Consider the following 22948-nt stretch of genomic DNA (forward strand, 5'->3'; position numbering starts at 1 on the left):
CCACGAAAGGCGGCCTAACGTCCGCCCGGGCCGGGACCAGTGTTCGCCGGAGGCGGCGGCGGGTACTTCCGGGGACATCGAGCCGATGAGGGAGGAAACAACATGTCCGTACCACGAGTCGTGGTGGTCACCGGCGCCAGCGGCGGTGTCGGCCGGGCGGTTGCCCGGCGTTTCGGGGCACGCGGGGATCGGGTCGCCCTTCTGGCGCGGGGCGAGAAGGGACTCGAGGCCGCCGCCCGGGAGATCATCGAGGCGGGAGGCCGGGCGCTGCCGCTGCCCGTGGACGTCGCCGATTTCGACGCGGTGGACGCGGCCGCGGCGAAGGCGGAGAGCGAGCTCGGCCCGATCGACGTCTGGGTCAACACCGCGTTCTCCTCGGTGTTCGCGCCGTTCGACCAGATCGAGCCGGCCGAGTTCCGCCGGGTCACCGAGGTCAGCTATCTCGGCTACGTGTACGGGACCCGGGCCGCGCTCAGCCGCATGCGGCCCCGCGATCGCGGGACGATCGTGCAGGTCGGCTCGGCGCTCGCCTACCGTGGCATCCCGCTGCAGACCGCGTACTGCGGCGCGAAGCACGCGATCCAGGGCTTCAACGAGGCGCTCCGCTGCGAGCTGCTGCACGCCCGGAGCGGTGTGCGGACCACCATGGTGCAGCTGCCGGCGGTGAACACGCCGCAGTTCACCTGGCTGCGTTCGCGGCTGCGCCGGCACGCCCAGCCGGTCCCGCCGATCTACCAGCCCGAGGTGGCGGCCGGGGCGATCGTGTACGCGGCGGACCATCCGCGCCGCAGGGAGTACTGGGTGGGCGGCTCCACCGCGGGCACGCTGCTGGCCAACGCCGTGGCGCCCGGCATCCTGGACCGCTACCTGGCCCGTACCGGCGTCAAGTCCCAGCAGACCGATCAGCCGCACGACCCGTCGGACCCGGGCAACCTGTGGCGGCCGGCCGACGACGAGGACGGTCGCGACTTCGGAGCCCACGGCGAGTTCGACCAGAAGGCCACGACGCGCAGCCTCCAGGTGTGGGCCTCGCAGCACCACGGCCTGGTGGGCGCGGCGGCCGGCGCCGCGGCGGCCCTCACGCTCGGCGCGATCGGCCTCGGGCGGAGGTGATGACCGGGTGGGCGGCGCAACGCGGCCGAGAGCGCCGGGGACCGTTTGCCGCGGGACGGATCGGGCATTCCCGTGAGGTCGGCGTTGACAGACCGTCGGTCGGAGGGCTGAGGTGAAGACGTGACCAGTCGCGACATCGTCGTGGTCGGTGCCTCGGCCGGTGGGGTGGAGGCGCTCCGGGCGATGGTCGGCGGTCTGCCCGCCGGTCTGCGGGCCGCCGTCCTGGTGGTGTTGCACGTGCCGCGGGACGCGCCGAGCGCCTTGCCACGCATCCTGAGCCGGTCGGGTCCGCTGCCCGCGCGCACCGCCTTCGAGGGCGAGCCGCTGACCGCCGGCCGTATCTACGTGGCGCCCCCGGGCCTGCACATGCTCATGCTCGACCACCGGATCAGGCTGAGCCACGGTCCGGCCGAGAACGGGCACCGCCCGGCCATCGACCCGCTGTTCCGGTCCGCGGCCCGGACCGCCGGGCCGCGGGTGATCGCCGTCGTGCTCTCCGGCAGCCGCGACGACGGCGCCGTGGGCGCCGAGACGGTGGCCGCCAGCGGCGGCATCGTGGTTGTCCAGCGGCCCGAGGACGCGCTCAACCAGTCGATGCCGCGCGCCGTGATGGCCCGCGTCGAGCCCGACTACCAGTCCGACGCCGCCGACCTCGGCCCGCTGCTCGCCGCCCTGACCGAGACGAAGATTCCGGACCCACCGGAACTCCCGGCCGACCCGCTGACCGACGCCGAGGTCGCGATCGGCGGGCTCGCGGCCATCACGACCGATCAGATCACCGACAACCCGCCGGTGTACGGCTGCCCGACCTGCGGCGGCGGCCTGTTCGAGCTGGAGAACTGGCCCGAGCCGCGGTACCGGTGCCGGGTCGGCCACGCCTGGTCGCCGGAGAGTCTGATCGACGAGCAGGCGGTCGCGACGGAGGGCGCCCTCTGGACGGCGCTGCGCGCGCTGGAGGAGAAATCGGCCCTCAACCGCCGGCTGGCCGAGCAGCATCGCCTCGACCGGGGGCGGTTCATCCGGATGGCCGAGGACGCGGAGGGCGCCGGTGAGCTGATCCGCGGCCTTCTCACCCGGATCGCCGCCGTCAGCACCATCCCGGCGGAGTGAGCCTGCGGTACCGTGACGCGAAGTAATCAGGAGGCGTGCGGTGGACGAGGTCGACAGGCCCTTCGAGGCGCTGTTGCTGCACATGAAGGAGCTGCGCGGCTTCGATTTCACCGGGTACAAGAGATCCAGTCTGGTGCGCCGGGTCGACCGGCGGCTGGTCCAGCTGCGGGTGGCGAGCTACGCGGACTATCAGGACTACCTCGAGCTGCACCCGGACGAGTTCACGGCGCTGTTCAACACCATCCTGATCAACGTCACCGCCTTCTTCCGCGACCCCGAGGCCTGGGAATACCTGGCCACCGAGGTACTGACGCCGCTGGTCGCGGCCAAGGCTCCGGGCACGCCGATCCGGGTGTGGAGCGCCGGCTGCGCCTCCGGCGAGGAGGCGTACACGCTGGCGATGGTGCTGTGCGAGATCCTCGGGCCGGACGAGTTCCGCGAGCGGGTGAAGATCTACGCCACCGATGTCGACGAGGAGCAGCTCAGCGAGGCACGGCACGGCAGCTACGGACAGCGGTCGGTCGGCGCGGTCCCGCCCGACCTGCTGGAACGCTATTTCGAGCAGGTCGGCAACCGCTACGTGTTCCGCAAGGACCTCCGCCGCTCTGTGATCTTCGGGCGCAACGATCTCGTGCAGGACGCCCCGATCTCCCGGGTCGACGTCTTGGCTTGCCGGAACACGCTGATGTACTTCAACGCCGAGACGCAGGCACGGATACTGGGCCGGTTTCATTTCGCCCTGCTCGACGGCGGTGCCCTCTTCCTCGGCAAGGCTGAGATGCTGCTCAGCCACACCCACCTGTTCCAGCCCGACGAGCTCAAGCGGCGCATTTTCCGCAAGGTGGCCCGGGCGGGCGGCATTCCGGCCGGTCCGTCCGTCCTCGAGCCGCCCACCGCCGCCCGGGCCCAGTCCAACGGCCATGACCGGCTGCGCAACGCCGCGCTGCTCACCAACCCGGTGGCACAGATCGTGCTCAGCGCGGACGGGCTGGTCGTGCATGCCAACCGGAAGGCGAGCGAGCTCTTCGGCCTGGCCAGTCGCGACCTGGGCCGCCGCTTCCACGACCTGGAGGTGTCGTACCGGCCGATCGAGCTGCGCAAGCACATCGAGCAGGCGCAGAGCGAGCGCACCGCGCTGCGGGTCTCCGACGTGGAGTTCAACCGCGGCCCCGGCGACACCGTTCACCTCGACGTGCAGGTGAACCCGCTGATCGACGCGGACGTCGGCCTGCTCGGCGTGGCGCTGATCTTCCACGACGTGACGGCGGCCCGGCAGCTGCGCGCCGAGCTCGAGCACGCCAATCGCGAGCTGGAGGCCGCGTACGAGGAGCTCCAGTCGACAAACGAGGAGCTGGAGACCACGAACGAGGAGCTGCAATCCACGGTCGAGGAGCTGGAGACGACAAACGAGGAGCTCCAGTCGACCAACGAGGAGCTCGAGACGATCAACGAGGAACTCCAGTCCACCAACGACGAGCTGCAGACCATCAACGAGCAACTGCACCGCAGCAGTACCGAGCTGGACGAGGTGAACGCGTTCCTCGACGCCGTGCTGTCCGGCCTGCGGGCCGGCATCGCCGTGGTCGACCCGGACCTGCGGGTGCGGGTGTGGAACCGGGAGGCTGAGAACCTGTGGGGCCTGCGATCGTCCGAGGCGGTCGGTCAGCACCTGCTGAACCTCGATATCGGCCTGCCGGTCGATCGCCTGCGCCCGCTGGTCCGCCAGGCGCTCCGCGGTGACGCCGAGACCGAGGACATGCTGCTCGAGGCGGTCAACCGGCGGGGACGGAAGGTGACCGTGCGTGTGGGATGCACCCCGTTGCTCAGCGGCGGCGAGCGGGCCGGCGCGATCATCGCCATGGAGGTGGGGGAGTTTGCCCCGGCTCTGGCGGGGCACCCTTCGGAGGAGACGGAGGTGTGACGCGATGGCGGCGCCGCTGGGCTGGACGGTCGACGAGAGCGATGGCCTCGCCGTCGTCGCCGTCCGCGGACGCCTCGACCTTCGCGGCGCGGCCGGGCTCAGGACAGTCCTGCTGAAGTGCCTGGCCGAGCAGCCTGGCGCCCTGCTCGTCGACCTGTCCGCCATGGATCTTCGGGACGACACGGCGCTGGCGGTGTTCGCGGCCGTCGCCCGGCAAGCCGCCCGGTGGCCCGGCACACCCGTCGTGATCTGCGGCCCTCCGCCGGGGATCGCCGTCCTGCTGGCGCGTCGCTACCACGGCCGGCTGGTCGTCCACGACGGAGTCGAGGCCGGCCGCCGCGCGGTCGCCGAGGGCCAGGTCGTCGTGCCGGCAGTGTCCGAACAGTTGCTGCCTCTTCCCGGCGCGGCGCGGCACGCCCGCAATCTGGTGACCGAGGCGTGCGCGACGTGGGGTCTGTCCGGCCTGGTGGGGCCCGCCTGCATGGTGGCGAGCGAGCTGGTGTCGAACGCGGTGGAGCACGGCGGCACCAGGATGACCTTCCAGCTGTCCCGCCGCCCGCGGCATCTGCACCTGGCGGTACGGGACGACTCCCCTGGTGAACCGGTGGTCGGGCGGCCGGACGGTGCCTCCGAGCGGGGCCGCGGTCTGCTCCTGGTAGAGAGCACCGCCACCCATTGGGGCTGGCTGCCCTCGCGGGACGGCAAGGTGGTCTGGGCCACGTTCCGCACCTGACGGCCGGTTCATCGCCCGATCAGGCCGGCCAGCCCGGAGGCAGCCGCGATCCGCGCGACGTACGGCTGAAGGCCCGTCGCCCGCACCTGAACGTCCCGGACCCGGGCGGCCTCGTGCACCGCGACAAGCACGCTGACGCCGGCCGCATCCAGGAGCGGCACGCCGGCCAGATCGATCGTCAGCTGTCGCATCCGGCCGGTCTCGCGCAGCACCGACATCAGCTCGTCGCGCAGGTGACCCGCGTTGTCCCGGTCGATCTCCCCGGTCACCCGCAACTCGACATCGTCGCCGCGACAGGTGATGCTCAGCGCCACCCGATGATCCGTTTCGTCCGTGCCCGTCCACGGGGGTACGACGTCGCTGAGCATCGCCTGCCGCAGCCAGGTCAGGGCCCGGCTGAGCAGCCGCGACACGTGCATCTGCGAAACGTCCAGCTCCCGGGCGATCTCCACCTGGCTCAGGTTGCCGTAGAAACGCAGCCCCAGGATCCGGCGCTCGCGCTCGGGCAGGCGGCAGAGCAGCCGCTCCACGCTCGCGCGGTCCTCCACCAGGCCGAGGTCGGGATCCTCGGCGCCGATCAGGTCGCCCACCTCGGGGCCGTCATAGCCGTCGGCGCGCGCGTTGAGCGAACCCGGCGCGTAGGCGGCGCCGGAGACCCGCGCCTCGCGGACCTCGCACACCTCGACGCCGAGCCGCTCGGCGATCTCCTCCTCGGTGGGCCGGCGGGCGAGCTCGGCGGTGAGTGCGGTGCGGGTCTGGCTGACCTCGATGCTGAGATCCTGCAGGCGCCGGGGCACGTGCACGCCCCAGCCGTGGTTGCGGAAATGCCGTTTGAGCTCTCCGGTGATGGTGACGATCGCGTACGCGGTGAATGAACCGAGTTCCGGATTGTATCGGTTGACCGATTTGACCAGTCCCAGCCGCGCCACCTGCTCCAGGTCTTCCGGCGACTCGCCCCGGCCGTGGTAGCGCCGGGCGAGCCGGCGGGCGAACGGCAGTGCCCGGGCGACGAACTCGGCCCGCAGCCGCTGCCGCTCCGGACCGTCGGCGGCGGCCCAGGCGCGGGTAAAAGCGGCCGCGGCCTCGTCGAGGTCCTCGAGCGGGTTCACCTCATGCGTAAGCGTCATCGGGCGACCCCTTCGCACAAAACTCCTTGCTGAGTGTCAAACAAAATTCGTTTCCCCGCACGCCGGAACGCAAACATTCCGCACGATGCGAGGGTTGCGTTTCGGTAGTGCGCGTGTTCCAGGCCGAAGGCATCCCGGCCGACTTCCCGAACTGGCAAATGGCGCCGAACGACGGCGCCTTCGCCTGGTTGGGGGTACCTCGCTGTGCTGCTCGCGCCGCTCCGGGAACGCAACTACCGGCTGTGGGCCGGCGCCGATCTGGTGTCCACCGCCGGCACCTGGATGCAGGTGCTCGGCCTGAACTGGGTCGTCCTCGCCGCCACCGGGTCGGCGGCGATGATGGGCGCCGTCGTGATGCTGCAGTCGCTGCCGGTGCTGGTGCTGGGCGGCTGGGGCGGCGCGCTGGCCGACCGGCTCCCGGCCCGGCCCGCTCTGATCCTCTGCCAGGCCCTGCGCGCGGCGCTCGCGTTCGCGCTGGCGGCCGGCACCGGCCACGTCCTGATCTTCGCGGTTGCTCTGGCCTCCGGCGTGATCAGCGCGTTCGAGGGCCCGATGCTGGGCCGGTTCGGCTCGGCGCTGGTGCCCCGGGAGGCGCTGGGCTCGGCGCTGGCGCTCGGCTCGGTGCTCGGCTCGGCCGGCCGGATCGGCGGCATGGCCCTGGGCGGCGTGCTGGTCGGGGTCACCGGCCCGGCCGCTCTATTCATGATCAACGGGATCTCGTACCTCGCCGCGCTCGCCGCGCTCGCCGCGATGCGCGCCGGCGATCTCCGTTCCCTGCCGCTCGCCCCGCCCGGCGAGGGCGGCGTCCGGGCCGGCCTGCGATACCTGGTGAGCAGCCCGGTCGTGCTGATCGTGCTCGCACTCTCGTTCGTGCTCGGCTCGCTGGGCCGCAATTATCAGGTGAGCATGGCGGCGATGGCGGCGGGACCGCTGCACGGCGGCTCAGGCGCCTACGGACTGCTCTCCACGGTCTTCGCGGCCGGCGCGGTGGCTGGGGGATTGCTGCTGGCCGGCAGCGGCCGCTCGACCCTGCCGGTCCTGGTGGCCAGCGGCGTCTCGATCAGCGTTCTGCAGCTGCTCTCCGGGCTGGCGCCGAATCTGCTGGGTTTCGCCGCCGCGCTGCTGCCGATCGCGGCCGGCGCGGTCGTCTTCGACACCGTGGTGTCGACCCGCGTCCAGCTCGACACCCGGGCGGACATGCGCGGCCGGGTACTCGCGACGACGGGCATCGTCTCGTCGCTGTCCGGCCTGGTCGGCGCGCCGGCGGTGGGCTGGCTGGCCGACACGCTCGGCGCCCGCGGCGGCCTGATCCTGTGCGGGCTCGTCACCACGGCCGCCGCGGCCGGCGGCGCGCTCGCCCTGGCCCGGGTGACCGGCGGGGCGATCCCGGGCCTGCGCCGGGTGGCCGAACAGCCCGCCTGAACGAACCCGGACATCCTGGTACCCGCGCGGCGAGAGACCGGGCGTCACCAACCGGTGGGTGGCGCCTCCAGGTGCACGACCTTGGTCACCGTCATCTCATCGAGCAGCTCCGGCCCGTACCCGAAGCCCTGACCGCTGCCGCGTCGCGGATGCGCGGCGCCACCCGGTGCCCCGCCGAAGACCGCGTTGACCTTGACCGTTCCCACCGGCAGTTCCCGCCAGGCCCGCTGTGCGTGGCTCATCGATGGGGTCAGCACCGTCGCGGCCAGGCCGTAGGGCGAGTCGGCGGCCCGGGCGAGGGCCTCGTCGAAGGAGCCGACCGTCGCCACCGGGGCGACCGGTCCGAAGGTCTCCGCCCGCATCACGGCCATGTCGTCGGTGCACCCGGCCAGCACGGTCGGCGGATACCAGGCGCCCGGCCCGGCGGGGACCGACCCGCCCCGCAGCGCCTCGGCGCCGGCCTTGACCGCCTGCTGGACCTGCTGGTCGACGGCGTCCCGCAGGCGCCGGTCGACCAGCGGCCCGAGCCGCGGCCGCCAGTCGTCCGCCTCGGCCGCGAGGGCCGCCAGGAAGGCCTCGGCCTCCGCGCGGTGCACATAGATCCGCTCGACCGAGACGCAGATCTGCCCGGCGTTCGCGAACGCGCCCAGCGCGGCCTGCGACGCCGCCCACCGTGGATCGACACCGGCGTCGACGATCAGTGGATCGCTCCCGCCGTTCTCCAGCAGCGCCTTCGCGCCGGTGCGGGCGCACGCGGCCGCGATCGCCCGGCCGGTGACCGTCGAGCCCACGTGCGCGACCACGTCCACCGGGGCGGCGGCCAGCGCCGCGCCGGTCGCGCCGTCGCCGTTGACCAGATTGAGCACCCCCGGCGGCAGGTGCGGGGCGAGCAGCCGGACGAGCCGCCAGCCGGTCGCCGGGGTGCGCTCGCTCGGCTTGTGCACGACGGTGTTGCCGGTGACCAGGGCCGCGCCGAGCAGGCCGCAGGCCACCGCGACAGGGTCGTTCCACGGCGTGATCACGGCGACCACCCCGCGCGGCTGGTACGCCATCAGGTCGACCGCCTCGGCGTCGCCGGCCAGGGCGCGGCCGCGGTGGACCGGGCCGAGCTCGGCGTACTGCCGCAGCGTGCCGGCCCCGGCCGCGATCGCGTCACGGACCTCGGCGGCGGGCTTGCCCATCTCGGCCGACACGATCTCGGCGAGCCCGTCGGCGGCGGCCTCCACGGCGGCGGCCGCGGCGGCCAGAGCGGCACCGCGCGCGGCCGCGGGAACGGCCGCCCACCCGGGTGCCGCCGCGCGGGCGGCAGCGACCGCCGCCGCCACATCGTCCGGAGAGGAGCAGGCCATCCGGGCGACCGGCCGATCATCCGTGGGATTCACGATGACCAGTTCATTTCCGGCACTTCCGGGCGTCCACCGGCCGTGGACGAGCTGTTCGACGTCGAGCATGGTCGCGGTGTGCCCCGCGTCGGCCGAACCAAACCGGCGAAAGGTCGATGCGGGTGGGTGACGCGCGCGGCGAATGTGGAGAAGTTGATGATCAAGCGAGTAAGTCGGTGATCGAGGGGTACCCGGCGCGCCATGCGTGTTCTGGGTATCAATGCGATCTTCCACGATCCGGCGGCGGCGCTGGTCGTCGACGGGCAGGTGGTGGCGGCCGCCGAGGAGGAGCGGTTCAGCCGCCGCAAGCACGGCAAACGGCCGGTGCCGTTCGCGGCGTGGGAGCTGCCCGAGCTGGCGGCGGCCTGGTGCCTGCGCGAGGCCGGACTCGCGCCCGGCGACCTCGACGCCGTCGCCTACTCCTTCGATCCCGGGATGGCCCGAGCGCCGGCCGAGCTCGGGCTGGCCGACCCGTCCGACGGCATGCGCGTCGACTACGCCCGCCGGGCTCCGCAGTTCCTCGCCACCGCGCTGCCCGGCCTCGACCCCGGCCGGGTCACGTTCGTTCCCCACCACGTCGCGCATGCCGCCTCGGCCGGGCTCTCGGTGGCCGACGACAACGCGGTGCTCGTGCTCGACGGACGGGGCGAGGTCGCCAGCCACCTCGCCGGCGTCTACCGGGACGGCGAGCTGACCACGCTGCGTACACAGGAACTGCCGCACTCGCTCGGTCTGCTCTATGAGGACCTGACCCGGCACCTCGGCTTCCTGCACTCCAGCGACGAGTACAAGGTGATGGCGTTGGCCTCCTACGGCTCGCCGCGCTTCCTCGACCTGTTCCGCGACCTCGTGTACGCCACCGGGGACGGCGGCTTCCGGGTCGAGCGGATCGACTGGACCGCGCTCACCAAGCCCCGGCCGGCGGACGGCGAGATCACCGAGGCGCACGCCGACCTTGCGGCGAGCGTACAGACCCGCCTCGAAGAGGTGCTGCTCGATCTGGTCCGCTGGACCTACCACGCGGCCGGCGGGCCGCCCGTCCTCACGATGGCCGGCGGCACCGCCCTCAACTGCGTCGCCAACGCCCGCATCGCGGCCGAGGGTCCGTTCCGGCGGGTGTGGGTCCAGCCCGCCGCCGGCGACTCCGGTACGGCGCTCGGCGCCGCGCTCGCCGTCGCGGGCACCCGCAGCGTGTTCACCACGGCCGCGCTGGGGCGCGGCTGGAGCGACGACGAGCTCGAGGCCGAACTTCGCCGGGCGGCGCTGCCCTATCAGCGACCCGCGTCGATCGCCGCCGAGGCGGCGAAGGTGCTCGCCGGCAACGGCATCGTCGCCTGGTATCAGGGCCGGTCCGAGTACGGCCCGCGGGCCCTGGGCCACCGCTCCCTGCTCGCCCATCCCGGCGACAGGGACACCCAGCGCAGGATGAACGACGTCAAGGGCCGCGAGCAGTTCCGGCCGATCGCGCCGATGGTCCGCGCCGAGCGCTTCGACGAGATCTTCGAGGGCGTCTGCCCGAGCCCGTACATGCTGTTCGTGCACCGGGTACGGCCCGAGTGGCGCGACCGGATCCCCGCCGTCACGCACGTGGACGGCACCGCCCGGGTGCAGACCGTCCACGCCGGCACCGAGCCGCTGGTCGCCGAGATGCTCGCCGAGTTCGACCGGCTCACCGGCCTGCCTGTGGTGGTCAACACGTCGCTCAACACGGCCGGCCGGCCGATGGTGGACACGCCGCGCGAGGCGATGGAGCTGTTCGGCTCGGCCCCGGTCGACCTGCTGGCGATGGGTCCCTTCGCCGTTCGCCGTGAGCGGGTGTTCCGGGCATGAGCTTCACTGTCGTGATTCCCACGGTGGGGCGCACCAGCCTGCCCGGGCTGCTGGCCACTCTCGGCGGCGCTCCGGAGGTGCTGGTCGTCGACGACCGCCGGGATCGGCGCACCCCGCTGCCGGTGCCCGGCGGGATCACCGTGCTGCCCGGTCCGGCTCGCGGTCCCGCGGCCGCCCGCAACGTGGGCTGGCGGGCCGCCCGGCACGAGTGGGTCGCCTTCCTCGACGACGACGTGCTGCCCGAGGCGGGCTGGCTCGACCGGCTCGCCGAGGATCTGGCCACCGCGCCCGAGCAGGTCGGCGGGGTGCAGGGCACGGTGCGGGTGCCACTGCCGCCCGGCCGGCGGCCGACGGACTGGGAGCGGGTCACCGCCGGCCTGGCCTCCGGCAAGTGGATCACCGCGGACATCGCCTATCGCCGCGTCGCGCTGGCCCGCGCCGGCGGCTTCGACGAGCGTCTGCCCCGGGCCTTCCGGGAGGACGCCGAGCTGGCCTTCCGGGTACGCCGGGCCGGCTGGTCCCTGCGCCGCGGCAGTCGCCGGGTCACCCATCCGGTACGTCCGGAGGGGCCCTGGGTGAGCCTGCGCAGCCAGCGCGGCAACGCCGACGACGCTCTGCTGCGCCGCCTCTACGGTCCTCATTGGAGATTGCTGCTCGACGTGCCGGCCGGTCGCCGCCGCCGGCACGCGGCGATCGTCGTGGCCGGGGCCGGCGCCCTGGCGTGCGGCTCGGCCGCCGTGGCGACGGGCCGCCGCGGCTGGGCCGGCGCCGCCGTGCTCGCCGCGGCGGCCTGGACGTCCGGCACCGCCGAGTTCGCGGTGGCCCGCATCAGCCCCGGACCGCGCGACCGGCGCGAGATCGCCCTCATGGTCGCCACCAGCGCCGCGATCCCGCCCCTGGCCGTGGGCCACTGGCTGCGCGGCTGGTGGCGCGGGCGCGGCGCGCGGCCCATCTCGGTCGCCGAGCGGGAGGTGGCGCCGGCCCCGGCGCGCGCGGGGGCGGCCCGATGAGCCGGCTCTTCGACGCGGTGCTCCTCGACCGGGACGGCACGCTCGTCGTCGACGTGCCCTACAACGGCGACCCGGCCCGGGTCGTCCCGATGCCGGGTGCCCGCGAGGCCCTCGACCGGCTGCGCGCGGCCGGTCTGCGACTCGGCGTCGTCACCAACCAATCGGGCCTGGCCCGCGGCCGGTTCACCGCCGGTCAGCTGGCCGCGGTCAACCGCCGGGTCGAACAGCTGCTCGGACCCTTCGACACCTGGCAGATCTGCCCGCACGACGACACCGCCGGCTGTGGGTGCCGCAAACCCTCGCCCGGCCTGGTCACCGCGGCCGCCGCGGCGCTGGGCACCACCCCGGCCCGCTGTGCCGTGGTGGGCGACATCGGCCGGGACATGAGCGCCGCGGCCGCGGCCGGCGCCACCGGCGTCCTCGTGCCGACGTCGGTGACCCGGCCCGATGAGGTCGCCGCCGCCCCGCACGTCGCCGGCAGCCTCGGCGCGGCGGCCGGCATGATCCTGCGGCGGCAGGAACTGCTGACCGCGCCGCCACGACCCGGGCCGGCCGGGACGGTGCTGGTGGTCCGCTCCGACTCGGCGGGCGACGTCCTGGTGACCGGCCCGGCGATCCGGGCGGTGGCGGCCGGCGCCGAGCGGGTCGTGCTGCTCTGCGGGCCTCGTGGGCGCGCCGCGGCCGAACTGCTGCCGGGCGTCGACGAGATCGTCGAGTGGCCGCTGCCGTGGATCGACCCCGAGCCCGGGCCGGTCGATCCGGACGACGTCGAGGCGCTCACGGCGCGGCTGCGGGACACCGGCGCGGGAGAAGCGGTCGTGTTCACCTCGTTCCACCAGTCCGCGCTGCCGCTCGCCCTGCTGCTGCGGCTGGCCGGCATCGGCCGCATCACCGCGATCAGCGAGGACTACCCCGGCTCGCTGGTGGACGTGCGGCACCGCGTACCGGATGACCTCCCGGAACCCGAGCGGGCCCGCAGTGTCGCCGCGGCCGCGGGATTCCCGCTGCCGGAGCGGGACGACGGGCGACTGCGGATCGCGGCCGGGCCGCGGTGGACCGGAGCCGGAGGCTACCTGCTGGTGCATCCGGGCGCCGCCGCGCCGGCACGATCCTGTCCGCCCGAGACACTCCGCCGGATCGTCGAGACGCTGGTGGACGCCGGCCACGAGGTGCTGGTGACCGCCGGGCCTGGGGAGGAACTGCTCGCCGCGCGCGTCGCGGGCACGGCGGCCGCCTGGATCGCCCCGCCCTCGCTGCCGGCCCTGGCCGAGCTGCTGGCCGGCGCCGTCTGCCTGGTCGCGGGCAACACCGGGCCGGCACACCTGGCGGCGGCCGTGGGCACGCCCGTCGTCAGCCTGTTCGCGCCGACCGTCCCGTTCGGCCGATGGGGGCCGTACCGGGTGCCGGTCGTGCGGCTGGGCACCCCCGGCGCGCCCTGCCGGGACACCCGCGCCACGACCTGCCCGGTCCCGCGCCATCCCTGCCTGTCCACGATCGACCCGGCCGAGGTGCTGGCCGCCGTCCGCGTTCTCGGCGCCCGGCCCGCGTACCTCAGCGAGGAGGCAGCCGCGTGAACATCCTGCTCTGGCACGTGCACGGCTCCTGGACGAACGCGTTCGTCCGGGGCAAGCACCGCTATCTGATCCCGGTCAACGCGGCGCGCGACGCGTGGGGCCGTGGCCGGGCCCGCACCTTCGACTGGCCGCCCACGGTCGAGGAGAAGCCGCTGGGAGCGATCCGGGACGCCGACATCGCGATCGTGCAGCGGCCGGAGGAGCTTGCCCTCGTCCCGCCCGGCATCCCGGTCGTCTACGTGGAGCACAACACCCCGAAGGGCGACGTGCCGAACACCCGGCACCCGCTGGCCGACCGCGACGGCGTGCTCGTGGTGCACGTGACCCACTTCAACGAGCTGTTCTGGGACTGCGGCGGCACCCGGACCGCGGTCGTCGAGCACGGCATCGTGGAGCCCACCGCCCGGTGGACCGGCGAACTGCGGCGGCTCGCCGTGGTCACCAACGAGCCGGTCCGCCGGGGCCGGGTCACCGGCACCGATCTCTACGACCGATTCACCCCCGTCGCCCCGCTCGACGTCTTCGGCATCGGCACGGCCGGGCTGAACGGCGACCGGATCACCGCGTACGACGATCCGCCGCAGCACGTCATGCACGCCGATGTCGCGCGGCGCGGCGCCTACCTGCACCTGTGCCGCTGGACCTCGCTGGGGCTGAGCCTCATCGAAGCGATGCGGATGGGCATGCCGGTGATCGGTCTGGCCACCACCGAGGCGATCGAGGCGGTCCCGCCCGACGCCGGCGTCCTGTCCACCCAGGTCAGCGTGCTCGTCGAGGCGGCGCGGTGGCTGCTCGACGAACCGGCGGCGGCCAAGCGGCTCGGCGACCGGGCGCGCCAGGTCGCGCTGACCCGATATGGCCTGGACCGGTTCCTCGCGGACTGGGACCGGCTGCTGGAGGAGGAGACATGCGGATCGCGATGATCTCGGAGCACGCCAGCCCGCTGGCCACGCTCGGCGGCGTGGACGCGGGCGGGCAGAACACCCACGTCGCCGAGCTTTCGGCCGCGCTCGCCGCGGAGGGGCACGAGCTACGGGTCTACACCCGGCGGGACCGCGCCGACCTGCCCACCGTGCTGCCGCTCGGGGAGAGCGTCGAGGTGGTGCACGTGCCGGCCGGACCGGCCGGGCCGCTGCCCAAGGACGAGCTTCTGCCGCACATGGGCGCGTTCGCCGACTGGCTGGCCGCCGACTGGCGGGACACCTGGCGGCCGGACGTGGCACACGCGCACTTCTGGATGAGCGGCCTCGCCACGGTCACGGCGGCGCGCGACCTCGGCCTGCCGGTGCTGCAGACCTACCATGCGCTCGGCGTGGTGAAGCGCCGTCACCAGGGCGCCGCGGACACCAGCCCGGCGCAGCGCATCGGGTACGAGCGGGCGCTCGGCCGCGCGGTCGACCGGATCGTCGTGCAATGCCGGGACGAGACCGCCGAGCTGATCCGGATGGGCGTTCCGCGCGCCCGGATGGTGCTGGTCCCCTCGGGGGTCAACACGGAACGTTTTCATCCCGGCGGGCCGGCCGTTCCGCGCCGGACCGGGTACCGGCGGATCCTCACGGTGGCGCGGCTGGTCGAGCGTAAGGGCATCGAGGACCTGGTCCGGGCCCTCCCGCGGATACCGAGGGCCGAGCTGGTCGTCGTGGGCGGGCCGCCGGGCGGCGGGATCGGTGCCGATCCGTACGCGCGGGAGCTGGACGCCCTCGCCAGCCGTTGCCGCGTCGCCGACCGGGTCCGGCTGGTCGGCGCCGTCCCGGCGGACGAGATGCCGACCTGGTACCGGTCGGCCGACGTGCTCGCCGCCACCCCCTGGTACGAGCCGTTCGGCCTCACCGCGCTCGAGGCGATGGCCTGTGGGGTGCCGGTGGTCGCCTCGGCGGTCGGCGGTCTCGCCGACACGGTCGTCGACGGTGTCACCGGCGAGCTGGTCGCGCCCCGTGATCCGGCCGGGCTGGCCCGCGCGCTGCGCCGCCTGCTGGCCGACGAGACCCGCCGCGTGTCGTACGGCGCCGCCGCGCTCGACCGGGCCGTCCAGTCGTACGCCTGGCCGCGGGTCGCCCGCCGGCTCGCGAGCGTGTACGCGTCGATCGCCGGCGTCCCTTCGGCGGTCGCCTGATGGACCCTCTGGAGCAGCACCTCACCGAGCTGTCCACCGCGATCGGCCCGTTCCGCACGGTCGGCGGTCGCCTGGCCGGCTGGGGCGCCGAGCTCGCCCGGCTGCTGGCGGGCGGAGGCCGCCTGCTGGTCGCCGGCAACGGGGGCAGCGCCGCCGAGGCCCAGCACCTCGCCGCGGAACTGGTCGGCAAGCTGCGCGAGGACCGTGTCCCGCTCTCGGCGATCGCGCTCACGCCGGACTCGTCGGCGGTGACGGCGATCAGCAACGACTACGGCTACGACGAGGTCTTCGCCCGCCAGGTACGCGCCCACGGCCGGCCCGGCGATGTGCTGCTGGTGCTGTCGACCAGCGGTCGCAGCCCGAACCTGGTCGCCGCCGCGCGCGCCGCCCGCGAGTGCGGCCTGCGCACCTGGGCGATGACCGGGCCGGACCCCAGCCCGGTCGGCGACGCCTGCGACGAGACGCTGCGCTGTCCCTCGGACAGCGGCCAGGTCGTGCAGGAACTGCACCTGGTCGCCGTGCACGTCATGTGCGAGCACGTCGATCTTGCCCTGAACGCCGGACAGATCGAGGAGAGGACGATGGAAAGGCTGGTCATTGTCGGGGACACCCTGCTGGACCGGGACGTCGACGGCGCCGTACGCCGCATCGCGCCGGACGCCCCCGCGCCGGTGCTCGACGAGCAGACGGTCCACGAGCGGCCCGGCGGCGCCGGCCTGGCCGCACTGCTCGCCACCGCGGACGGCCACCGGGTGGCGCTGGTCACCGCACTGGCCGGCGACGCGGCCGGCGCGCGGCTGAGCGAGCTGCTCATCGCGGCCGGCGTCGAGCTGTACGCGCTGCCGTTGCCCGGCAGCACCCCCGAGAAGATCCGGCTGCGCTCCGGTGGCCAGGTCCTGCTGCGCCTCGACCGTGGTGGCCCGCCCGAGCCGCCCGGCGACGCGCCGCCGGCCGCGCTGGACGCGCTGCGGGCGGCGTCCGCGATCCTGGTCAGCGACTACGGCCGGGGTGTGGCCCGGAACCCGGGACTGCGCGCGGCGATCGAGGCCTCGCCCGCGCCGGTGGTCTGGGACCCGCACCCCGCCGGGCCCACCCCCGTCCGCGATGCTCGGCTGGTCACCCCCAACCTGGCCGAGGTTCGCCGGCTGTCCGGCGACGCCGGGGACGGCTCCGCGCTCACCACCGCGCAGCGCGCCGGTCATCAGCTGCGGCAGCGTTGGCGGGCCGCGGCGGTCGCGGTCACCTGCGGGCCGGGCGGCGCGGTGCTCTGTCACTCCGGCCCCACCCCGCTGGTCGTGCCGGCCCCGGCCGAGGCGGCCGGGGACACCTGCGGCGCGGGGGACCGGTTCGCCGTCGCGGCCGCGGCCGCCCTCGCCGGCGGCGCGCTCGTCTCCGAGGCCGTACAACAAGCGGTCGACGCGGCCACCGCCTACGTCGTCGCCGGCGGCGCGACGGCCGCGCTCGCCCGGCCGCCGGACCGGGCCGCCACGGCGCCGGAACGGATCGGCGCGGCTGAGGCCGGCCGCTTTGTCGCCGGGACCCGGGCCCGCAACGGCGTGGTGGTCGCCACCGGCGGCTGCTTCGATCTGCTGCACACCGGCCACCTGGCCACCCTGCGTGCCGCCCGGCAGCTCGGCGACTGCCTGGTGGTCTGTCTCAACAGCGACGCCTCGGTGCGCGGACTCAAGGGCGCGGGCCGGCCGCTGAACAACCAGCACGACCGGGCCCGGCTGCTGGCCGCGCTGGACTGCGTCGATGCCGTGGTCGTCTTCGACGAGCCGACGCCCGAGGCGGTGCTGTCCTGGCTGCGGCCGGACGTCTGGGTGAAGGGGGGCGACTATGCCGACGGCGGCCCCGAGCTGCCCGAGGCCGAGCTCGTGAAGCACTGGGGCGGCCAGACCGTGATCGTGCCCTATCTGGACGGCCGCTCCACGACCCGAACCATTGCCGCGGCCCGTAGTGGGAGGTAGATCGAAGATGGACACAGTGCTGATCACCGGCGGATCGAGCGGCCTGGGCGCCGCCGTCGCGGTCGCGGTCGCCAAGCAGGGCGGCCGGCCCCTGGTCATCGATCGGCAGCGGCCCGCCGACGGCCTCGAGTGGATCGAGTGCGACCTGGCCGACACCCGCGCCGCCGAGGAGGCGACCCGCCGGGCGATCGAGCGAGCCGACAGCCCGATCGGCGGCGTGGTCACGGCGGCCGGGCTGGACGTGCCGGGCGCTCTCACCGATCTCCCCGGCGAGGTGTGGGAGCGGATCGTCACCGTCGATCTGTTCGCCACCGCGGCCGTGATCCGGGCGGCGCTGCCGGCGCTGAAGCGGTCGCACGGCGGCGTCGTGACGGTCGCGTCCACACTCGGCGTCAAGGCGGTCAGCCACGCGACCGCGTACTGCGCCGCGAAGTTCGGAGTGGTCGGCTTCACCCGCTCGCTCGCCGCCGAGCTCGCCGGCCAGGTGAACGTCACGCTGCTGATCCCCGGCGGCATGCGCACCCGGTTCTTCGACGACCGCGACGAGGAGTACAAACCCGGCCCGGACGCCGTGCTCAACGATCCGGCCGACGTCGCCGCCGCGGCGATCTTCGCGCTCGCCCAGCCGCCCGGTTGCTCCGTGCGCGAGCTCGTGGTCGCCGCCGAGACGGAGGCGTCGTACCCGTGATCCTCGCCCTTCGCGCGCTCGGTGTCGGCGACCTGATCACGGCGGTGCCGGCTCTGCGCGGCCTGACCGCCGCCCTCCCCGGCGAGCGGCTGTCCCTGGCGGCCCCGGTGTGGCTGACGCCGCTGATCGATCTGATCGGCGGCGTCGGCCAGGTCGTGCCGACCGAGAGTCTCGCCCTGCGCCGGTGGGACGTTCCTCCGCCCCGGGTCGCGGTCAACCTGCACGGCCGCGGTCCCGAGTCGCATCGGCTGTTGCGTGCCGCGGCCCCGGGTGAGCTGTGGGCGTTCACCAACCCCGACGCCGATCACGCCGAGGGTCCCCCGTGGCGGGACGAGGAGCACGAGGTTCGCCGCTGGTGCCGGCTGCTGCGGCACTACGGCATCGCGACCGACGAGACCGACCTCGCGCTGGCGGTGCCCGGCCTTCCGGTGCCGCGCGGCGTGACGATCGTCCACCCGGGTGCGAAGGCGCCGTCGCGTCGCTGGCCTCCCGACCGCTTCGCGGCGGTAGCGCGGCATCTCCGCGAGGCGGGACACCAGGTCGTGATCACCGGTTCCGCTTCCGAGCGGGACCTTCGCGTACGCGTGGCGGAGCGCGCCGGGCTGAGCGGATCGAGCCTGCCCGCGACCGGCCTCGCCGAGCTCGCCGCGCTGGTCGCCCACGCACGCCTGGTGATCAGCGGGGACACCGGCGTCGCGCACCTGGCGACCGCGTACCGGACACCGTCGGTCACCCTGTTCGGCCCGATGGCTCCGGCCCGGTGGGGACCGCCCGATCGCCCGTACCATCGCGCGATCTGGCACGGCACCCGGAGCGAGCCGGGCGATCGGCCCGATCCCGGCGTGCATCCCGCTCTGCTCGCCATCAGCGAGTCCGAGGTCCTCGCGGCGGCGGCGGAGGTGACCGCCGCGGCGCCTCAGATCAGCGACGATCCGATCAGGACGGCGAGGGTGGCGACTCCGGCGAACAGCCAGGCCACATAGTCACCGATGTGGCCCAGGTGCAGCCGGCGCAGAGGGCCCGGCTCGCTGACGCCCGCCTCGCCGGCCCGGAGCTGGAGGGCGGCGACCGCCAGCGCGCCCGCCGTGGCGAGCAGGCCCAGCAGCACACCGGAGGTGGTCCAGCCCACCTCGGGGACTGTCGCCGGTGGGTGGCCGGCGGCCCCGGTCAAGGCCTGCCGGAGGTAGTCGCCGCGATCCAGGAACATCGCGGCGCCCCGGCCGGCCCATTCCGCGAGCCGGGGGGTCACGCCGGCCGCGGCACTGCCGGCGAGCAGCAGGGCCAGCGCGGCGAGCATCGACTTGGGGGTACGGGGCAGGGGCTCCTCGGTCTCCGGGCTCTCGTCCCCGCCGTACGTCTGATCGGGTCTCGGCGGCGGCAGCCGGCGCCCCCACCCGAGGAAGACCCGCAGGCCCGCCCGCAGCACCGCCCCGCCGGTGATCGACGAGACCAGCAGCGACACCGCCGGAAGCCACCACGCGCCCTCCTCGGCGACCACCTTGCCCAGCCCCGGCCCGAACGGCGGCAGCCCGGTCAGCAGCAGCCCGGCCGCCAGGAACAGCCAGCACGACGGTTCCCGCCATCCGCCGCCGCGGCCGTGCAGCTCGCCTTCGTCGACGCTGTGATGCCGGTCGAGCAGCAGTCCGCAGACGCCGAACAGCGCGCCCTTCGCCCCGGCGTGCCCGGCGACGCCCAGCGCCACGCCGGCGATCGGGCCCGCCGCCCCCAGCCCGGCCGCGGCCAGGAACAGGCCGCCGTGCGCGATCGTCGAGTAGGCCAGCAGGCGTTTGAGGTGGCGCTGCCCGGCACACATGAGGCTGCCGACCAGCGCGGTCAGCAGGCCGAGCACCACCCACGCCCGGGTGACCACCGCCTGCGGGATCGTGCCGGCGAACACCACCTGATAGACGCGGAGCACGCCGTAGAGGCCGAGCTCCACCATCACGCCGGACAACAGCATGCACACCGGCGCGGGCGCGACCGCGTGTGCGTCGGCCAGCCAGAAATGCATCGGCGCCACGGCCGCCTTGACCAGCAGGCCCGCCGCGACGAAGACGAACGCGGCCACGACCGTCGCGTCCGCTCGGTGACCGGCGAGCGCGACGCCGGCCTGCGGCATGCCGAGCTCGCCGGTGCGGGCATAGAGCAGGGCGATGCCGGCCAGGGTGAGATAGGCGCCCAGCGAATTGATCACGGCGAAGTTGAAGGCGCCCTGCACCGATCCCGGTTCCTCGATGCGCATGCCGGTGAGCGCGTACGCGACCGCGCCCATCAGCTCGAAGAACACGAACATGTTGAACAGGTCGCCGGTCAGTGCGAAACCGGTCATGCCGCCCAGGAACAGCAGCATCAGCACGTGGAAGTGGGTGCCGGCGTCCTCCAGGTAGCGCCGGCTGTAGAGCATCGCGCAGCAGGTCAGCAGCGCCGCCAGGCAGGCCAGGCCGGCGCCGAGCGGGTCGGCGACCAGCACGATCCCGACCGGCCGCCAGGTGCCGGCCCAGGTCACCAGCCGGCCGCCGGTGGCCTCGATCGCGACCAGCCCGGTCAGCACGGCCACCGCGGCCGCGATCAACAGCGCCGCCGAGTCGGCCAGCAGACGCGGCAGGTGCCGGCCGACCGCCAGCAGCAGCGCGCCGGCCAGCAACGGCAGGGCGATCGCGGCGGGCAGCACGTCAGCCCTTCAGGCTCTGCAACTCGTCGGGGTCGAGGGTGCGGTGCGTCTTGTGTATCTGGATGGCCAGAGCGAGCAGCAGGGCGGTCACGGTCGCCGACACGACGATGTCGGTGAACGCCAGCGACTGCACGACCGAGTCCACCACGGGCAGCTTTATCGGGGATCCGGGGCTGAAGACCGGCGCCGGCGCGCCCCACTGGTACCCGATCGCCAGGAGCAGGACGTACGTGCCGGACTGTGCCACCGACAGGCAGACCGTCACATGCACCAGGTTGCGGCTGCGGACCATGCCGTACGCGCCGGCCAGGATCAGCCAGCCCGCCACGCCGTACGCAAGGATCCGCATGTCAGCCTTCTCCCTCGAGGGTGATCGCCTGGGTCAGGAACTGGGCGAGCAGCACGACCGCGCCGGCGCCGACGGCGAAGCCGACCAGGATGTTGAGGATCGGCACGGTTCCGGCCGAGAACAGCTGCTGGACGCGCCCGTGCGGCAGGAAGTTGACCAGGTTCGCCGTGCCCGCCAGCGCGAACGCGGCGGTGGTCAGGCCCTCGACCCACTCGTACCAGGCGAGCGGGCGCAGCCGGCGCAGCGCGTCGTAGCCCCCGGAGAGGTAGAGCAGGTGCAGGCCGGTGGCGAGGACGACGCCGCCCTGGAAGCCGCCACCCGGGGTCAGGTGGCCGTGCACCAGCAGATCGAAGCCGAGCAGCAGGGTGAGTGGCAGGAAGACGTACGAGATCAGCGCCACCGCGTCCTGCTGGGGCCGGCTCGTCTTGTCGTCCGCGTGCGGCTTCTCGTCCGGGCGGGGCCGCAGCAGCGCGACCGCGCCGACTACCGAGCCCAGCAGGATCATCTCCTCGCCCAGCGTGTCGAGGCCACGCAGGTCGAAGGTGAGCGACGCGACGACGTTCGCGGTGGCCTGGTGCAGGGCGGCGGCCACCGCCCGGTCCCGGTACGGATGCTGGTCGCCACCGAAGGGTGGCAGGCCCGCCGCGGCCAGGGCGAACAGGACCGCCAGCACGGCGGCGCCGGTGCCGAACACGGCCTGTCGCGCGCGGCGGCTCATTTGCCGGTCTTCCGGACGGCCAGGAGCACCATCAGCGGTACCAGGGCGGTGCCGACGGCGATCTGGGAGAGGGCCACGTCGGGGGCCTGAAGCACGAAGAACAACAGCGCCAGCGCGACGCCGAGGGCCGAGAGGGAGACCGCCTGGCGGCCCGGGTCGTTCGTGGCCACCACCGCCGTGCCGGCCGCCGCGACCAGCAGCAGGGAGACGGCGATCAGGGCGGCGTTCACCGGCGCGCGACCCGGCCGGTTGCGGACGCCAGCACCGGGCCGGCGGGCAGCATTACCGCGGCGCACAGCAGGAGCAGCGCCGTCGCCAGGTGCCAGCCGGCGTGGACGGCCAGGCCGATGGCGATCATTGGGGTGCCGACGGACGTGACCCGGGTGAGGAAATGCAGCCGATGCAGGACGTCGGGGGCGCGGATCGCGCCCAGCGCGGAGAGCAGGCAGACGAGGACACCGGCGGTCACCAGGACGATCATGAGCGGCTGTCCAGGAGGCGCAGGAACACCAGAACGCCGGCGAACGAGAGCACGGCGAGGACGAGGGGCACGATCAGGTACGAGGACTGGCCGTAGCCGTAGGTCAGCAGCAGCAGCACGGGCACCAGCACGGCGCCGGCCATTTGGAGGCCGACGAGCCGCTCCAGCGCGCTGCCGCGCACACCCAACCAGACGGCCGGCGCGAGCGCCCCGAGGATCAGCACCAGTCCGGCGCCCAGCAAGAGCGTCACGGGGTGCGGCGTACCCGCCGCCGGGACGCGGCAAACGCGGTGACCCGCCGCTCCAGCCGGGGCGGGCCGGCGCCGAGCTCGTGGACGGTCAGCGGGCCGTCCGGTGGCCAGTCGAGCACCACGCTGCCGGGCGAGGAGGAGAGCACGACCGTGCCCCAGGCCCGGCGGAACGCCGCCCGCGGCGGGGGCTCACCGGTGGGCGCGGGGATCTGCCGGATCCTTCCGCCACGAGGGCGGCGACGACCCAGCAGCCGTACGGTGTCCGCGCCCACCGCCCCGACCAGCGGGACCAGCCAGGCCGCCCAGCGCGGATCCGCCGACCACCGGGCGCCGGCCGCGCGCCGGGCCACCACCGCGAGCGCCGCGCAGACCAGGCCGACGCCCGCGGCGACCAGCACCTCGGACGGTGTGGCGACCCCGAGCGTGGCGATGTAGAAGCCGGTCAGCACCGGCCACCAGACGACGATCTCGGCCGCGCGGCGCAT

General features: G+C 74.2%; 22 protein-coding genes and 1 pseudogene. 14 read left to right on the forward strand and 9 right to left on the reverse strand.

Going from position 1 to position 22948, the window contains the following annotated elements; translation table 11 throughout:
• Positions 1 to 102: 102 nt before the first annotated feature.
• From A3CQ_RS0110275 to A3CQ_RS0110290, 4 genes are all read left to right on the forward strand, one after another.
• Complete coding sequence (locus A3CQ_RS0110275; protein ID WP_026205523.1) at positions 103 to 1113, forward strand: SDR family oxidoreductase; 1011 nt, start codon at positions 103 to 105, stop codon at positions 1111 to 1113.
• 120 nt (positions 1114 to 1233) lie between these two features.
• Positions 1234 to 2223, forward strand: a complete 990-nt coding sequence (locus A3CQ_RS0110280; protein WP_020510849.1) for a chemotaxis protein CheB — start codon at positions 1234 to 1236, stop codon at positions 2221 to 2223.
• Between the two features lie 40 nt (positions 2224 to 2263).
• Positions 2264 to 4144, forward strand: coding sequence for a CheR family methyltransferase (locus A3CQ_RS0110285; protein ID WP_020510850.1), 1881 nt, complete (start codon positions 2264 to 2266; stop codon positions 4142 to 4144).
• A 4-nt stretch (positions 4145 to 4148) separates the two neighbouring features.
• On the forward strand, positions 4149 to 4877 hold the full coding sequence (locus tag A3CQ_RS0110290; RefSeq protein WP_020510851.1) for an ATP-binding protein: 729 nt from the start codon (positions 4149 to 4151) through the stop codon (positions 4875 to 4877).
• 8 nt (positions 4878 to 4885) lie between these two features.
• Here A3CQ_RS0110290 and A3CQ_RS0110295 read toward each other — a convergent pair whose 3' ends face one another.
• Positions 4886 to 6004: a sigma-70 family RNA polymerase sigma factor gene (locus A3CQ_RS0110295; protein WP_026205524.1), complete on the reverse strand. Its 1119-nt coding sequence runs from the start codon at positions 6002 to 6004 to the stop codon at positions 4886 to 4888.
• A gap of 204 nt (positions 6005 to 6208) precedes the next feature.
• Between A3CQ_RS0110295 and A3CQ_RS52250 the strand changes: the two genes are divergently transcribed.
• The gene (locus A3CQ_RS52250; protein ID WP_020510853.1) at positions 6209 to 7426 is read left to right on the forward strand and encodes an MFS transporter; all 1218 of its coding nucleotides are present in this window, start codon (positions 6209 to 6211) and stop codon (positions 7424 to 7426) included.
• Between the two features lie 44 nt (positions 7427 to 7470).
• On the opposite strand, the gene A3CQ_RS0110305 is transcribed toward A3CQ_RS52250, so the two are convergent.
• On the reverse strand, positions 7471 to 8877 hold the full coding sequence (locus A3CQ_RS0110305; RefSeq protein WP_020510854.1) for an aldehyde dehydrogenase family protein: 1407 nt from the start codon (positions 8875 to 8877) through the stop codon (positions 7471 to 7473).
• A 132-nt stretch (positions 8878 to 9009) separates the two neighbouring features.
• Here A3CQ_RS0110305 and A3CQ_RS0110310 point away from each other — a divergent pair, with 132 nt between their 5' ends.
• From A3CQ_RS0110310 to A3CQ_RS0110345, 9 genes and pseudogenes are all read left to right on the forward strand, one after another.
• Positions 9010 to 10638, forward strand: coding sequence for a carbamoyltransferase family protein (locus tag A3CQ_RS0110310; RefSeq protein WP_020510855.1), 1629 nt, complete (start codon positions 9010 to 9012; stop codon positions 10636 to 10638).
• Entirely contained in the window at positions 10635 to 11648 is a 1014-nt protein-coding gene (locus A3CQ_RS0110315; protein ID WP_020510856.1) for a glycosyltransferase family 2 protein, read from the forward strand. The genes A3CQ_RS0110310 and A3CQ_RS0110315 overlap by 4 nt, the downstream gene beginning before the upstream one ends.
• A complete protein-coding gene (locus tag A3CQ_RS0110320) occupies positions 11645 to 13222 on the forward strand; it encodes an HAD-IIIA family hydrolase (protein ID WP_084699006.1) in 1578 nt (525 codons plus the stop codon). The genes A3CQ_RS0110315 and A3CQ_RS0110320 overlap by 4 nt, the downstream gene beginning before the upstream one ends.
• Positions 13219 to 14145 carry a glycosyltransferase gene (locus A3CQ_RS0110325; protein WP_020510858.1) on the forward strand — a complete coding sequence of 309 codons (927 nt, stop codon included), beginning with the start codon at positions 13219 to 13221 and terminating at the stop codon, positions 14143 to 14145. Before A3CQ_RS0110320 ends, A3CQ_RS0110325 begins: the two co-directional genes overlap by 4 nt.
• Complete coding sequence (locus tag A3CQ_RS0110330) at positions 14130 to 15335, forward strand: glycosyltransferase (protein WP_020510859.1); 1206 nt, start codon at positions 14130 to 14132, stop codon at positions 15333 to 15335. Before A3CQ_RS0110325 ends, A3CQ_RS0110330 begins: the two co-directional genes overlap by 16 nt.
• A pseudogene (locus A3CQ_RS62650) lies at positions 15335 to 15889 on the forward strand (D-sedoheptulose-7-phosphate isomerase); the annotation flags it as partial. The gene A3CQ_RS0110330 and the pseudogene A3CQ_RS62650, both read left to right, overlap by 1 nt.
• Positions 15890 to 15916: 27 nt before the next feature.
• Positions 15917 to 17305, forward strand: coding sequence for a PfkB family carbohydrate kinase (locus A3CQ_RS52255; RefSeq protein ID WP_040432139.1), 1389 nt, complete (start codon positions 15917 to 15919; stop codon positions 17303 to 17305).
• Between the two features lie 7 nt (positions 17306 to 17312).
• Positions 17313 to 17993 (forward strand): SDR family NAD(P)-dependent oxidoreductase, encoded by a 681-nt coding sequence (locus tag A3CQ_RS0110340; RefSeq protein WP_026205525.1) that lies wholly within the window; start codon positions 17313 to 17315, stop codon positions 17991 to 17993.
• Positions 17990 to 18976, forward strand: coding sequence for a glycosyltransferase family 9 protein (locus A3CQ_RS0110345; protein ID WP_020510862.1), 987 nt, complete (start codon positions 17990 to 17992; stop codon positions 18974 to 18976). The genes A3CQ_RS0110340 and A3CQ_RS0110345 overlap by 4 nt, the downstream gene beginning before the upstream one ends.
• On the opposite strand, the gene A3CQ_RS0110350 is transcribed toward A3CQ_RS0110345, so the two are convergent.
• The 7 genes from A3CQ_RS0110350 to A3CQ_RS52260 are packed head-to-tail and all read right to left on the reverse strand — an operon-like array spanning position 18910 to position 22948.
• Positions 18910 to 20664 carry a complex I subunit 5 family protein gene (locus A3CQ_RS0110350; RefSeq protein ID WP_020510863.1) on the reverse strand — a complete coding sequence of 585 codons (1755 nt, stop codon included), beginning with the start codon at positions 20662 to 20664 and terminating at the stop codon, positions 18910 to 18912. The genes A3CQ_RS0110345 and A3CQ_RS0110350 overlap by 67 nt on opposite strands.
• Position 20665: 1 nt before the next feature.
• Entirely contained in the window at positions 20666 to 21013 is a 348-nt protein-coding gene (locus tag A3CQ_RS0110355) for a cation:proton antiporter subunit C (protein ID WP_020510864.1), read from the reverse strand.
• Between the two features lies 1 nt (position 21014).
• The gene (locus A3CQ_RS0110360; protein WP_020510865.1) at positions 21015 to 21731 is read right to left on the reverse strand and encodes an MnhB domain-containing protein; all 717 of its coding nucleotides are present in this window, start codon (positions 21729 to 21731) and stop codon (positions 21015 to 21017) included.
• Complete coding sequence (locus A3CQ_RS0110365) at positions 21728 to 21961, reverse strand: Na(+)/H(+) antiporter subunit B (RefSeq protein ID WP_020510866.1); 234 nt, start codon at positions 21959 to 21961, stop codon at positions 21728 to 21730. The genes A3CQ_RS0110360 and A3CQ_RS0110365 overlap by 4 nt, the downstream gene beginning before the upstream one ends.
• The gene (locus A3CQ_RS0110370; protein ID WP_211216520.1) at positions 21958 to 22200 is read right to left on the reverse strand and encodes a monovalent cation/H(+) antiporter subunit G; all 243 of its coding nucleotides are present in this window, start codon (positions 22198 to 22200) and stop codon (positions 21958 to 21960) included. The genes A3CQ_RS0110365 and A3CQ_RS0110370 overlap by 4 nt, the downstream gene beginning before the upstream one ends.
• A gap of 8 nt (positions 22201 to 22208) precedes the next feature.
• On the reverse strand, positions 22209 to 22463 hold the full coding sequence (locus tag A3CQ_RS0110375; protein ID WP_020510868.1) for a monovalent cation/H+ antiporter complex subunit F: 255 nt from the start codon (positions 22461 to 22463) through the stop codon (positions 22209 to 22211).
• A complete protein-coding gene (locus tag A3CQ_RS52260; RefSeq protein ID WP_020510869.1) occupies positions 22460 to 22948 on the reverse strand; it encodes a hypothetical protein in 489 nt (162 codons plus the stop codon). The genes A3CQ_RS0110375 and A3CQ_RS52260 overlap by 4 nt, the downstream gene beginning before the upstream one ends.

The organism is Paractinoplanes globisporus DSM 43857 (genome assembly GCF_000379645.1).
GTDB lineage: Bacteria > Actinomycetota > Actinomycetes > Mycobacteriales > Micromonosporaceae > Actinoplanes > Actinoplanes globisporus.

What these genes read in the sequence shown, in the direction of transcription:
- A3CQ_RS0110275 (WP_026205523.1), top strand. Translation starts at nt 103, where the DNA reads ATGTCCGTACCACGAGTCGTGGTGGTCACCGGCGCCAGCGGCGGTGTC.
- A3CQ_RS0110290 (WP_020510851.1), top strand. Translation starts at nt 4,149, where the DNA reads ATGGCGGCGCCGCTGGGCTGGACGGTCGACGAGAGCGATGGCCTCGCC.
- A3CQ_RS0110295 (WP_026205524.1), bottom strand. Translation starts at nt 6,004, where the DNA reads ATGACGCTTACGCATGAGGTGAACCCGCTCGAGGACCTCGACGAGGCC.
- A3CQ_RS0110305 (WP_020510854.1), bottom strand. Translation starts at nt 8,877, where the DNA reads ATGCTCGACGTCGAACAGCTCGTCCACGGCCGGTGGACGCCCGGAAGT.
- A3CQ_RS0110310 (WP_020510855.1), top strand. Translation starts at nt 9,010, where the DNA reads ATGCGTGTTCTGGGTATCAATGCGATCTTCCACGATCCGGCGGCGGCG.
- A3CQ_RS0110315 (WP_020510856.1), top strand. Translation starts at nt 10,635, where the DNA reads ATGAGCTTCACTGTCGTGATTCCCACGGTGGGGCGCACCAGCCTGCCC.
- A3CQ_RS0110320 (WP_084699006.1), top strand. Translation starts at nt 11,645, where the DNA reads ATGAGCCGGCTCTTCGACGCGGTGCTCCTCGACCGGGACGGCACGCTC.
- A3CQ_RS0110330 (WP_020510859.1), top strand. Translation starts at nt 14,130, where the DNA reads ATGCGGATCGCGATGATCTCGGAGCACGCCAGCCCGCTGGCCACGCTC.
- A3CQ_RS52255 (WP_040432139.1), top strand. Translation starts at nt 15,917, where the DNA reads ATGGAAAGGCTGGTCATTGTCGGGGACACCCTGCTGGACCGGGACGTC.
- A3CQ_RS0110340 (WP_026205525.1), top strand. Translation starts at nt 17,313, where the DNA reads ATGGACACAGTGCTGATCACCGGCGGATCGAGCGGCCTGGGCGCCGCC.
- A3CQ_RS0110355 (WP_020510864.1), bottom strand. Translation starts at nt 21,013, where the DNA reads ATGCGGATCCTTGCGTACGGCGTGGCGGGCTGGCTGATCCTGGCCGGC.
- A3CQ_RS0110360 (WP_020510865.1), bottom strand. Translation starts at nt 21,731, where the DNA reads ATGAGCCGCCGCGCGCGACAGGCCGTGTTCGGCACCGGCGCCGCCGTG.
- A3CQ_RS52260 (WP_020510869.1), bottom strand. Translation starts at nt 22,948, where the DNA reads ATGCGCCGCGCGGCCGAGATCGTCGTCTGGTGGCCGGTGCTGACCGGC.